The sequence below is a fragment of the Bartonella sp. AA86SXKL genome (genome assembly GCF_042196885.1).
The window spans coordinates 26,979-38,869 of record NZ_JBHIRE010000003.1; the positions used below are offsets into that span (position 1 = coordinate 26,979).

General features: G+C 37.5%; 9 protein-coding genes, 1 tRNA gene and 1 pseudogene. 3 read left to right on the plus strand and 8 right to left on the minus strand.

Features of this window, described 5'->3' with window-relative positions; genetic code table 11:
* Window positions 1–833 precede the first annotated feature (833 nt).
* Together dut and ACFIO5_RS02305 are read right to left on the minus strand one after the other, a co-directional pair.
* A complete protein-coding gene (gene dut / locus ACFIO5_RS02300; protein ID WP_375633393.1) occupies window positions 834–1,364 on the minus strand; it encodes a dUTP diphosphatase in 531 nt (176 codons plus the stop codon).
* Window positions 1,365–1,622: 258 nt separating this feature from the next.
* The gene (locus ACFIO5_RS02305) at window positions 1,623–2,432 is read right to left on the minus strand and encodes a VIT1/CCC1 transporter family protein (protein ID WP_375634492.1); all 810 of its coding nucleotides are present in this window, start codon (window positions 2,430–2,432) and stop codon (window positions 1,623–1,625) included.
* A gap of 1,063 nt (window positions 2,433–3,495) precedes the next feature.
* Between ACFIO5_RS02305 and ACFIO5_RS02310 the strand changes: the two genes are divergently transcribed.
* A complete protein-coding gene (locus ACFIO5_RS02310; RefSeq protein ID WP_375617908.1) occupies window positions 3,496–4,164 on the plus strand; it encodes a hypothetical protein in 669 nt (222 codons plus the stop codon).
* 1,541 nt (window positions 4,165–5,705) lie between these two features.
* Here ACFIO5_RS02310 and ACFIO5_RS02315 read toward each other — a convergent pair.
* Entirely contained in the window at window positions 5,706–6,230 is a 525-nt protein-coding gene (locus tag ACFIO5_RS02315) for a type II toxin-antitoxin system PemK/MazF family toxin (RefSeq protein ID WP_273790913.1), read from the minus strand.
* A gap of 164 nt (window positions 6,231–6,394) precedes the next feature.
* On the opposite strand from ACFIO5_RS02315, the gene ACFIO5_RS02320 reads away from it, so the two are divergent.
* Window positions 6,395–6,547, plus strand: a complete 153-nt coding sequence (locus ACFIO5_RS02320) for a hypothetical protein (protein WP_375697103.1) — start codon at window positions 6,395–6,397, stop codon at window positions 6,545–6,547.
* Here ACFIO5_RS02320 and ACFIO5_RS02325 read toward each other — a convergent pair.
* Together ACFIO5_RS02325 and ACFIO5_RS02330 are read right to left on the minus strand one after the other, a co-directional pair.
* Window positions 6,527–7,099, minus strand: a complete 573-nt coding sequence (locus tag ACFIO5_RS02325) for a disulfide bond formation protein B (RefSeq protein ID WP_375634494.1) — start codon at window positions 7,097–7,099, stop codon at window positions 6,527–6,529. The genes ACFIO5_RS02320 and ACFIO5_RS02325 overlap by 21 nt on opposite strands.
* 12 nt (window positions 7,100–7,111) lie before the next feature.
* Window positions 7,112–7,717 (minus strand): YqaA family protein, encoded by a 606-nt coding sequence (locus tag ACFIO5_RS02330; protein WP_375633390.1) that lies wholly within the window; start codon window positions 7,715–7,717, stop codon window positions 7,112–7,114.
* Between the two features lie 222 nt (window positions 7,718–7,939).
* Between ACFIO5_RS02330 and ACFIO5_RS02335 the strand changes: the two genes are divergently transcribed.
* Window positions 7,940–8,024 (plus strand) — tRNA-Leu (locus ACFIO5_RS02335).
* A 1,341-nt stretch (window positions 8,025–9,365) separates the two neighbouring features.
* On the opposite strand, the gene ACFIO5_RS02340 is transcribed toward ACFIO5_RS02335, so the two are convergent.
* The 3 genes and pseudogenes from ACFIO5_RS02340 to ACFIO5_RS02350 all read right to left on the minus strand — a co-directional run bounded on the left by ACFIO5_RS02340 (window position 9,366) and on the right by ACFIO5_RS02350 (window position 11,779).
* On the minus strand, window positions 9,366–10,253 hold the full coding sequence (locus ACFIO5_RS02340) for an outer membrane protein (protein WP_375634495.1): 888 nt from the start codon (window positions 10,251–10,253) through the stop codon (window positions 9,366–9,368).
* 616 nt (window positions 10,254–10,869) lie between these two features.
* A pseudogene (locus tag ACFIO5_RS02345) lies at window positions 10,870–11,089 on the minus strand (lyase family protein); the annotation flags it as partial.
* Between the two features lie 516 nt (window positions 11,090–11,605).
* Complete coding sequence (locus tag ACFIO5_RS02350) at window positions 11,606–11,779, minus strand: hypothetical protein (protein WP_375705072.1); 174 nt, start codon at window positions 11,777–11,779, stop codon at window positions 11,606–11,608.
* Window positions 11,780–11,891: the final 112 nt, after the last annotated feature.

Here is an 11,891-nt window from a genome sequence, read left to right on the forward strand (position 1 = left end):
AAAAAAACAGCCTTTGTTGCAGGAAGCAAAGCATATTACTCAAAGTCGTAGAGTGAAATTGATGAGGGTTCCGTGGATTTATTAAACCAAATACGCATGGGTTTGATATTATGCAGGGGGTTCATATATTGAATCGTTTTTTTTAGGATTAAGCTCTACTCATCTTGCCGCAAGAGGTGCGATCAAGAAAAATAGCCAAGGGCGATTGTTGTGTGTCTTAATACATCTTAAAGCCTTTTTTGCGGCGGTGTTCATAAATGGTACAACGTTAAAGCCCCCGTAACATAATAAAAAACCTATCAAACATCACCATCTTTATGCTTAACAAAAGAGCAAGCGAGCACCATTATCGTATTTATATTTTTTTCCAATGTTGTGATAGTGCTATTTATTGTAGGCATTTTTTCAGTTTTTATCTGCATGCTAGCCACGTTTGGAATGTGAGAAACATGCTTTTGATTGATTTAATATAAATAGGCTTGCCATGAAACAATCTTACAGTATTGAGATTTCTCATTTAAGTTGCAAGACAATTCATTATTATTATAAATCAATATGATGTATAGATTGTCGACATTACCAGCGGTGTGTGAGCTCTCAATGTTTAATGCCAATGTTTTTGTTATGGGGGAGGGGTATCTGGTGATAATGAAGTTTTGTATAGCGCACGAGACGTAATTGAGAGATGCTTGTTTAGAGGTGCGTTTAGTGAAAAAACTTTGAAAGCAAATGCGCATTTCCTCTGCATTTTAAAAGCTCAAAGAATTTCCAGTGAAAGAGTGGTTGGAATAAGTATGTGTGTTATTTTGAGAGTAGCGATTTTTCAGAGCTTCTTAAGTGTGTCCCGTTGAACCAAAACCTCCTGTTCCACGGCTCTCTATATGGCTTTGGGTATTTTGCTCTGGTTCAATGGTGCAAACATTAACTTGGGATACGGGGGCGATGACTGTTTGGGCAATGCGCATGCCCCGTTGGATGGAAAAGTCTTCTTGTCCTAAATTGATAAGAAGGACTTTGACTTCACCACGGTAGTCACTATCAATTGTTCCTGGAGTGTTGAGGCATGTGATGCCGTGTTTTAAGGCTAAGCCAGAGCGTGGACGTATTTGTGCTTCAAACCCAAGTGATAAATGAAAAATGAGACCTGTTGGAATAAGTGCCCGCTGCCCAGGGGCAAGAACAAGCGTTTCTTCTTCTCCAATTGCTGCCCGTAGATCAAGACCCGCAGAACCCGCTGTCGCGTAGCAAGGAAGTTCTAAACCTTGTCCGTGTGCAAGACGCTGAACAAATAAAGTCTGGGCATGTGAAGATTGAGAAGAGACAGGATGATTGTTTAGAGGGGCGTTGGTTTCAGTGTGCGACATGATTGAGGCATTTCCAAAATATGAGGTCTAGAAGAAAATGATACTTTAACAAAAGATATCTATAAAACCAAGTCGATAAAGGTGTGTGGATATAGGTTGTCCCCAGAGCTTGCTTATCATCTCTTACTGACTTAAAATATTCCACAACACCACCTAACATTATCAATGGCATTTTTCAATAATGGCATCATCAAGGATGGCTTATGCCTAGGGGCATGCGCTTATTTGAGATCTAAATTATGGTTACAGATAAGATTTTTAGATACTACCGATAAGAATACCCGTGGCAAAAACCAGAGCACCACCAATGATGACCTGTAAAGAGGCGCGCCAAAAGGGAGTGGACATGTATTTGTTCTGAATCCAGACGATGGCGCCGAGTTCGAAAAAAACAATGATAAAAGCAATAATTGTCGCTACATAAAAAGAGCTGATCAAATAGGGAAGAGTATGGCCTAGTCCTCCTAATGTTGTCATAATGCCGCTGGCAAGACCTCTTTTTAATGGCGAACCACGCCCTGATAATTTTCCGTCATCATGGGCTGCTTCTGTGAAACCCATTGAAAGTCCCGCACCAATTGAAGCTGAGAGCCCTATCAAAAAAGTTTGATGCGTGTCTCCCGTGGCAAAAGCTGCGGCAAAAATGGGGGCAAGGGTGGAGACAGAGCCATCCATTAATCCTGCAAGACCTGGTTGAATCCAAGTCAAAAGTGTTTGTCTTTGCGTTTTCGAAGTTTTTTTTATGGTGTGATTTGCCGCTGTTGTTTTTTGGGAGGGATGGCGGTTCTTGCCTTTCACAAGAGAAGTTTTGTCACATAATGAACCGATAGTGTTTGCACGATTATGGCAAGAAAGGCACAAAAGTTGCTTATAATTTTTAAGCTCTTGAAGCCCCATGGCGGTAAAAACCGCGGCTTCCTTAGAGGAATAAGGTTCTAGAGCTTTTGCATATTTTAAATAGAGCGCCGCATGTTGCTCTTTTATTTTGAGCGCTTTAAGTATCACGTTTTGTGCTGAACGAAAGGACAGAGCTTTACGTTGTACAAATGAAAAAAACGATCTCAACATTTTCTGTTCCTCTGCACTTTAGAATAATTCTAAAACATAAGAAAAATAAACCGAAAGTCAATCTAAAAGTTAAAAACTGACAAATTACAAAAAGGTTGCACTGAGAAAAAAGGTGATGGGATGCTGAGAAAGTACAAGGAAATTTATCAAATGGAGACGAGAGGGGCGCATGAAAGAAATAATTGCGTGAAAAAATTTAAGAGACAATGTGCTTTATTTTGCTAAAGGGATGTTTGAATGGAGCATTTCAATGTATTGTGAATATATGGAAAAAAATAGGACGACTCTATCATTCATTTGATGCGTTCAAAAGACTGTAACAGTTCTTGGAATTTGAGATGATTCTTTAAAAGAGACCTTTTTCAAGGGACAAAAGCCCATTTCGCGAGGGTGGTCCCCGTGAAGAGTATAGAAGGGTAGAGCCGCAAAATTTCCATGAAATAATATAAACTCCATTGAGTCTTCTTAATCTTTACGCTTTATAAAAGAGCAAGCCGGCATCATCATACACCTTAGCTCCCAGTGTTGCGACAGTCTTTAGAACGGTTCATTATAGGCATGGCATTTTATTGTACAGTTTTACGCCACTCATTCTGCTTGTGGAGGTGTAAGACAGTATTCTTATGATATTTACGCGCATTGAGCGTTGTTACAGCTTTTGCATTTAGGTGGATTTGATGTAATGAATTATCTTTTGTGCTGTAATTGCAGGGGCAGGTTTAAGGGTGGGAGTGCATAAATGAAAGAGATATTATCATATCAAATTGTTTGATCACGCATAAAAATTTATGCTTTATGAAGGGGCATTTATCGCCTTGTAACTTGCCTGATATCTTGTATGAAAGCCCAAAATTCAGTAGGTTTCCTCTCACTTCAAAACTTCTTATATTGAAGCAATTCAAATCATTTTCTTGTGTATCACAAGGAGGGGTGTGGGTGCTGTGTTTTTATTTAAAGTATGGGATGAGTTGAAATATGAAAAGTGCATAATCTCTACGCGTTAACAAACGTTTTTGATGTTTTTAAAAAAGAGCGAAATTGTGCAGAAAAAAAGGGAGCATATATGGAAAATAGTGATGGTTTGAAATTTTGGCGGCTTTCTGAAAAACTAACAATACTGCAGGCAGCGCTTTTAATAGTTGGATTAAATCCAGGAAAGTATTTGTTTGTCAACAAATTAGAACCAGAAAAAAGTGATATTTACGAAGATAACCTTTCCGTATCATCAGAGAAAACTGCTAATTTCCGTGCAGCCTATCATGCTATCGTTCAAGCGGGAAAAAGCAATCGATTAGAGATAGAATGGTCGTACTATAATTTTTCGGATTTTATAGATGCAGATTCCTCATATGTTCGCGTTGATGATTTAAAAGAATGGCTTTCATCGCGTGGTCTGTACCCTCCATTTTTTTTCCCTGAGGATGATTCTGCTGAGACTAAGGACCAAAAATATGCGTTTCAAGATCCAACGCATCCACGTTATGCTCCAAAGCTTGCTGCTATTGTTGCGGCATGGGAAGCGGTGAGTGAGGTTGAGGGTGGTAAAACTGTTAAAGGAACGCTTGCAAAATGGTTGCAACAGAATGCTGATCAATATGATTTACACAATAAGAAAAATGGTAAGTTAAAAAAGGATGTTATTGAGGAATTAGCGGCTGTTGCGAATTGGGAACCTACCGGAGGGGCGCCTAAGACACCTGCCAGCTCTCTTTTATCAAAAGAAAAAAAATAAAAAGATCACTAAAATTGTGCTGTTTTTTTTTGATAATTCTGAAGATAATCTCTTTTTCTGGGGGAGATTTTTACTTTTCTTCCCTAGATTATAAGTAATTGTTTTTCAATGAAAATAATTTTTATAGTGTTTCTCTGACTGTTCAGGCGGGGAAAAATAGACATTTTGGGGCAGTAAAATTTACCCTGTAGTTTTCGTAACTTACCTCTCTATTTTTGTTTGATTTTTTTGGGCATTTTAAAATCCAAATCAATTAAAATGGAGTGCAACATGATTAAAGTTAATCTTTTTTTTACTATGCGTAAAAGTGTGAAAATTTTTCGAGGAAATGTACGGATATTTGGCAATGTGTTGCGGATGAGGTGGTACATAAATCGTTTAGAGTAGGTGTATTGTCGTGTTGGTTAAAATTTGAAATGATCACTGTCAAATAGTCGAAGTTGAGCATCGTGCATTTCTTGGGTAAAGAAATCTTGTCATCTATGAGCGAGTGAGAGTTTTTCTTAAGAAATTTGCACAATAGTAAAACTAGTTAGCAAAACCTGTTCTTTGGCACAACAAAAAGGATGTCATAAATGATTATCTCATCATAAATATGCTTTAAGAATAACCCGTGCGTGGCGAAAGTCTATGGCATAGTCGCTATAGATTTTTGCTCCGTGTGTGATGATCAATACTCTTGTTTATCTCTTGTCAATGCAAGTGCCCATGAAAGTGATGAGAGTCTATTGCTCCATTGTGATGCTTGGTTGTTCATGTTTAGAAACGACAAGTGTATTAAATGCGATAGGGTTGATAGAAAGGAAAACGTATCCTGTAAAAAATAGGTGTGTCTTTAAAATAAAGCTGATAAACGAAATTATTTTTTTATCTACCTTTTGTATAATGAGAAAAAGGTATTCAAAGTGCAAGCATAAGCAATTCAGCAGTAAATCCCAAAATAGCTTAACATAGATCGTTTCTAGGAGAAGAGGAAGAAAGTCTATCTGCAAAGCTATGTTAGGTCGTGTGACAGGTGAAATAATGCGGTTAGGGCAATAAACAATTGTTATTGGTGAAGAGATAGAAATCGGTTGGGTGTTGATTTCTGTTTTACTACAGAATTTTCTTTGTTATCTCGTAAAATACGATCGTTTGAGGTGTGGTCATATAAAGCGAAGCTTTTTTCAATCTTGGAAAGATATTCCCATTGCGGAAAATCATATAAAGTTTAAGCAACGGCAGAACGATTTTTTGTGCAATGAAATGATAAGTATGTACAACATCTCGGTAATCTCCGTGGGAAACTTTACCGGATCCAAGGTGTGGATATTGTCTTCTGCTTATCCCAAATCGCAGATATTTCAAAACAACAACGGTGGAGGAGGGATATTGGATATGTTCTAGGGAAGGTTGCAAAAAATGGCAGTTTTCAAAAAAATACCAAAAATGACGAAAGGAGCGGTTTCCCACTCCTTCGTTCCTATCTCCCCTTGCGGGGAAGCGGCCACCATTACTGATGCCGTGTATGCTGATATAGATACACTTATTTTTCTCAAAAGTCAATACTGTAAATGCGGTAAATATTTGAGCATCAGAGCTACAACTTTATGAAAATCTTCGCAGGATAATCTTGGAACGGTACGTGAGCAACTTAAACGACTTACAGAAACTGTTGTGACATAATTGCAGATAATCCATGCTTTTTTATTCTCTATAGGAGATTGTATTGGATACGCAGCGGGATTATTGGGTTGTGATTTCGTTGAAAAAGGTAAAACTGTCACATTTCCATATAATTTTGCATTCTTAGAAAGCACTAAAACAGGCCGCTTTTTCCAAAATTCAGGGAGTATCGAATCATGAGGAAAATCACACCAAAAAACTTGTCTGATGCGTGGTGCCGATTTGATTCGTGGTTTTATATGAGGTGGTTTTTCGTAAGGCGCATTTAAATCTCTTTCTTTTATATGCTCACGCCATGCATTATGATCATGTTCCATCATAACACATGGTTCTTCAAGTTTGGTTATATCTAAGGAAATAGGTGATAGGGTAGAAGGCTCTGTGTTCTTATCTTCAGCCATAGCAGACCATTTATATTTATTGGTCCCCTCACTTATTATTTTACGGCTTTTCTATCACGAGTTTTTATCAAAATGTTGCTTATAAGTACAGAGAGGTGAAACCATAAAATGGATGTATCTGCTCATTTTTGTCTTTTGAGTACAACGCTAGAGGAGGGATGTTGGTGACTCGTTGGTGTTGGTGGGTTGGTTTGGCGGTGGGTGGTTTTGGGTGGGGATTGGTGACTGGAGGGTTGTTGGTTAGGGGGAAGCGATTAGAGAGAACGAGTGCACGCGGTTTCGTTTCTATTTTATGGTTAGAGTTTTTTATGGACTGAAAGAAGCCCTTTTGAAGTAATATAGAGGCTTATAAGGGAGAAAAATAGGCTTGAGACGACATTCCAACCGGCAAATGAAAGAAAAAGAAAGCGTGCGGATGCTTCAGAACAAGAAGGAGGATGAATGTTGTTTAATTGGCTGAGCAGCTGGTTAATGTCTGAGGTTTTTCTGACTGCGCTTAAACCACAACTGAGGGGAGCTGTCCAAAAGCCATATTCAACACCCGCATGATAAACGGCTAAAACAAGGCTGATGCACATTAAGACAAAAACACACAAAAATAAAAGTTGTATCCAAGCAGTTATGCGAAAAAAACATGCTCCAAAACCTGCTAAGAGCAAAAATGGTATGGCACCATAATAGGGAAAACGCTCTATGAGACATAAATCGCAAGGAAGATATCCTCCGAAATATTCAAAACCAAGGGCAATCCCTATTGTGGCAGACAAGCAAAAAGCGAGAAAAAAAGCCCATAAACTTTGTTCTTTTCTGCTGGGTTCAACATGAAGGTGTTTGTGTAAAAGTGGGTGAGAAGACAAAACGCATGCCATTAAGTCTGTTCCTTATAAAAGCTTTTTGTTTAAAAAAGCTATGAAAATCCCATAAATTAAAAGGAGGCTAACACAACCAATGAGAACAATCCATTTGAAATGCTGTACTAGAAAATTCATTGCTTTTTGCCCAAAATGTTTAATCAGCCACGCGAGAAGATAAAAACGAGCGCCTCTAGAAAAAATACAAATAAGTATGAAAAGTTCAAGACGCACACTCATAACACCGGCCAAAATTGTGACAATCTTGATGGGGGGAAGATGAAAAAAACCTGATGTTATCAGTAAAATGATTAGAAATTGCAGGGTTGCACTATTTTTCAGAGATTCAAAACTTTCAACCTTACCATAAATTTCTAAAATGGGTTTGGCAAGGGTATCATAGGCAAAATGTCCGATAAACCAACCGGCAATGCCTCCTAATACAGAACAGATCGTCGCAATCAAAGCATAGCGATAAACCCGCTTTTGATGGATAAGCAGCATCGGAATATATAAAACATCTATGGGAATTGGAAAAACAGAACTTTCAATAAAGGCAATGAAACCAAGCCAATGTGGTGCTGTACGCCGATTTGCTAAAGAAATCGTCCAAAGCTTTAATTTGTTTAATATCATGAGGCTTTTTATAAATTTAAGAGGTAAAGACTTTACAAATGAGATTGCTATAAATCCGGTAGAGAAATCCAATAAAGAAAGTATTTCATAAAATAGATAAGAAAATGATATGAATTCTTAAAAAATGAGAAGTCTTCTGTTGACGAATCTGTTCTTCTTCATATAGTGCAAAGGAATAATCGACAAGTCTGTCTTTTATAGTCCTGTCTTTTATAGCAGTGTGCGGGTGTGGTGGAACTGGTAGACGCGCCAGACTCAAAATCTGGTTCCGAGAGGAGTGTCGGTTCGAGTCCGACCACCCGCACCACTTCATAAATATTTTCCTTTATCCTGTTACGGCGCATCACGTTGTTTTATAGAACGTGGGATTTATAAAACATGGGGGGTTATAAAACGTGGGATTTATAGACCGTGTTCAATGTTTTGCATGTTGAATGAAAAACATTGAACACCGTAGGATTCTTTCATTTCAAGTCTGCTTATAGTAAATCAACTAAAATCATGTCGCTCGTACGTTACAAGCTAGATGAGCTCGCGTGGAGTGAAATTTTACAAAAAATGAATAAAAATGCCTCTTATGCCGTTTCAAGGGCATCATTGGAGGTAAAGTGTATGATGGATGGGGGGGTGCCTGCTTGCACTTTTATGAAGTGTAGAGATGGTGCTCTATAGATTTTATATTCTTGTAGGTGCTGTCGCAAAATGGGCTTGAGGGTTTTGAGAGCTGTTTCTTTAAAACACGCATGTGAATTGGCAACCAAAGTGTCTTGAATTTGAGTGTGTTTGGTTTGAAGCGTTGTCGTATGACATGAGGGGTGTGATCCAAAAAAGATCCGTGAGAAACACCAGCATGAGGTAATGCGTAATCTCCTCTCTTTAAAAGACAGTGCTTTAGAGGCTTTTGAAAGTTGTAAAGCAGAGGGAAATGGTAAGATTGGAAATTGGTTTTTACCTTGAAAACTTCATGTGCTCCCTAAATGAAGCTGTCTTCCCGTTACAGAAATTACATAAACAGAGAACCGCAATATCCTCTTTCCACTCTGGCATACAATAGCGGTAAAATACTGTTGTTTGAAGTGTGGTAATATAGGGCATACTTCCTTGAAACGTTACAGTATTTTTTCGGTGTGTGTTGGATATTCTTAAATGTGTTTGTCTTGCTTTAGGTTTAAAGGCATTCCATGCGGAGGAGCCCAAAGAAACCCGCTAAAATCCCCCAAGAGTCCCCAAGGGTTTTTGTGTTTTTATAAACGGACATGGTGTTTAAAAATGGGTGTTTAAAATGGGTTTTCAGAATCTTTATCCTTTAAGAGCGGGGAGGCCAAGTCAACATTATCTTATAAAACTGCAATTGATGCACAATATCCATATTTATTTTAAAGAAATATCTCTTAAATAACGGCTCTCATTTATTTACGATGGCGCCCAATGGTATGATGGTAAAGCTTTTATATTCCAAATGTATTACATGAAAGGGGGAGAGAGGATAGGAGCTTGCTTTAAGAGAGGGAGAGGCTTTATTGTTTCGTGACTATTTGTTTAAAGTTTAGTACAGGTTTTTAGAATCTACGTCTTTTTAGGGGGAAAGGGGCATTAAAAAACCCCGTTTTTAACAGGGTTTTTTAATCGTTCAATTTTTCTACAAAACTTAGAATTTATAAGCGATACCAAAGCGAACATCATGCGTTTGAGAAGAGATTTTAAGGTTATCGTTTGCAAATTTCTTTTTAAAAAAATCTGAATAACGATATTCTGTACGCATGATGATATTATCTGTCATTGCAAGATCAAAACCACCACCAACAGTGTAACCAAACATTGTTTTTGTCTCATCTAACACATTGCCAGAAGCAAAAATTGTCGAATCTTCTTGCGATTTTGATAAAAGTGACATGATATATTGCATCTGTGTATAGGCTATACCCCCTGCAATATAAGGCATAAGACGATGAGAAGCAAAACCAATACGCGCACGCGTGGCACCAGACCACGTTTCTTTCAATGTTACACTGCTAACAACAATGTCACCATAGTTGGATATCGTTTCACCCTGAGCTGCAGGTTTTATGATAGGAATCCCAGCTTTTTTAAAGGCAATGTTAATGGAGTTTGATTCATCTAGAATTTTCTTTCCATTGTCTGTTTGGGTGCTTTTCCTTCCAGACCAGACCATATCGGTATCAAAACCGAAAACAAGATCTCCCAGATCAATATTAGAACCTGCATACAAACCTGCTCTCAATCCTGATAGTTTCGGTGATAAATCTCTATCAACCCAAGCCCATTTTCCTTCCCTAGCTTCTTGTGCGTAATTTAGAGTATTTTTATTGGAAAAATATCCAATTTGTCCTCCAAAATAAAAACCAGACCAAGAAAAAGGCGCAGAAACAGTAACCGGTGAAATACGTGACGATGAAACATCTTGCAATGAAACCTTCGGTTCTGATTGCTTAAAGATTACCGTATCTGCTGCTTGCGCTGTTGAAGCGGTAATGAAGGTGAAAATAGATAGTGCAACTAAACATTTTGTTTTCATAAAAACGTCCCCAATTTATTTCAGATACAAATCGTATTATATATAAATTGGTTAAAAAAATCTATAGTTAATATCATTATGAAAACTAAAATACGTATAAAATCTATAATTAACCATATTAAAGCGTTCTTAAAACTTGTTTTCGTACTATTATCCCGCGTTTTTCAGGATTTTTTTTATACTCTTTCAATATTCTCTGTGTTTTAGAAAAAATTATAGTATAGTAAATAAGCTTTTTACTTATTTAAAAAACATTATTTTATACATATTAAAACACTTTTTGTTATTAAACGTATTATCCATTATGATTGACATCAATGTGCTTACATATTCAATTGATCGTAAAAAATGCATATTGGCACCATCATATTCGTTGCTCGTTTCTGATATTGTGTAGCTTTGTATTGCGATAGCCTTTTGAGCACTTGAGAGGATGAGCGACTTTATTTCTTTTTTTATCTATATGCCACTTTTGCTTATGACAATCCAAGCGAATAGTTTTGATTGATTGAATGGAATACGAAGAATAAGAAGGAGAAAAGTGCGAGAATTTAAAGTTTTATGAGTTTTCTCATGCACCATGTAAACGATAAATTCTTCTTTTCGTTCGCTTAAAGCCGGAACGTGGATGAGAGCCTAAAAACTTAAAGTCGTTGGCAATTTTAAACAGATTAGCGCGTGCACTCAGATTTTTGTGGAAATGGGTGAGGGCGCCATAATGGGCAAATGCCTCCAATTTCTTGCGAGTTGCCAAGGATATTTCCGTTAGAGAGCTGATTGTTTCAGCAAAGGTCAAAACCTTTCGGTGCATTGAATTTTGTTCCAACAGCTGTTCCTCTTTTGAGCACCCCCATCTTCACGCTTCATAAAAGAGACATTTCTCAATGTTCCTAAACCCATTTCATGACAGCGATTGTGAATGGTATAATAATAAATCTATTGAGCATCTCTTTTACGCTTCATAAAGGAGCAAGCCGGTACCATTACTATATTTGCCAGTTCGTGGGGTGTTGTGACAGTCCTCTCCACAATGTTGTGACAGACCCCTTTGTCCGTTGTGACAGTCCTTGGCACTTGAGGTGGTTCATTAGAGGTGTTTTTGTCCTTATCGGATACAATTTCTATTCATACATTCATTGCGTTTGTGATGTGCAAGTCAGTGATTTTGATTGATGTAACATGAGACCGATTTAAAATGAGAAAATCTTACGGTATTTAGGATTCTCATTCAATATGGATAACGCTAGATTATCATTATAAATAAACACATTATCTCATTGAGATAAGAGTTATCTACCCAATGTTATCAATAATGATAACATTGTAAAGCGTCGATGAATTCATTAATCTTTTTATACTTCGATTGAAATTATGTCTATTAATACCGATTTTTTTTGAGCTAATTCTGTTTGGCTGTTAGCTAATAGATTTTCAAAATCAAGACGCGAAGCTAGAATGAAAAACACCTTAAGGTCATATCCATTTAAATCACTTTCTGCCAGTATAGCCATTGGGTGTTGAGCCATGATTATCCATTCCTTTCCAAAACCGTTGTGCCTTTTAAGTACAATATAAGCAACAAAACCACCCATAGCATAAATGCGGATCAGAGCCTAAAATGAACGCTGTGGGTAATTG

Bases quoted from the DNA above. Each gene is read 5' to 3' on its own strand.
- dut (WP_375633393.1), bottom strand. From the start codon at position 1,364: ATGTCGCACACTGAAACCAACGCCCCTCTAAACAATCATCCTGTCTCT.
- ACFIO5_RS02305 (WP_375634492.1), bottom strand. From the start codon at position 2,432: ATGTTGAGATCGTTTTTTTCATTTGTACAACGTAAAGCTCTGTCCTTT.
- ACFIO5_RS02310 (WP_375617908.1), top strand. From the start codon at position 3,496: ATGGAAAATAGTGATGGTTTGAAATTTTGGCGGCTTTCTGAAAAACTA.
- ACFIO5_RS02315 (WP_273790913.1), bottom strand. From the start codon at position 6,230: ATGGCTGAAGATAAGAACACAGAGCCTTCTACCCTATCACCTATTTCC.
- ACFIO5_RS02325 (WP_375634494.1), bottom strand. From the start codon at position 7,099: ATGGCATGCGTTTTGTCTTCTCACCCACTTTTACACAAACACCTTCAT.
- ACFIO5_RS02330 (WP_375633390.1), bottom strand. From the start codon at position 7,717: ATGATATTAAACAAATTAAAGCTTTGGACGATTTCTTTAGCAAATCGG.
- ACFIO5_RS02340 (WP_375634495.1), bottom strand. From the start codon at position 10,253: ATGAAAACAAAATGTTTAGTTGCACTATCTATTTTCACCTTCATTACC.
- ACFIO5_RS02350 (WP_375705072.1), bottom strand. From the start codon at position 11,779: ATGGCTCAACACCCAATGGCTATACTGGCAGAAAGTGATTTAAATGGA.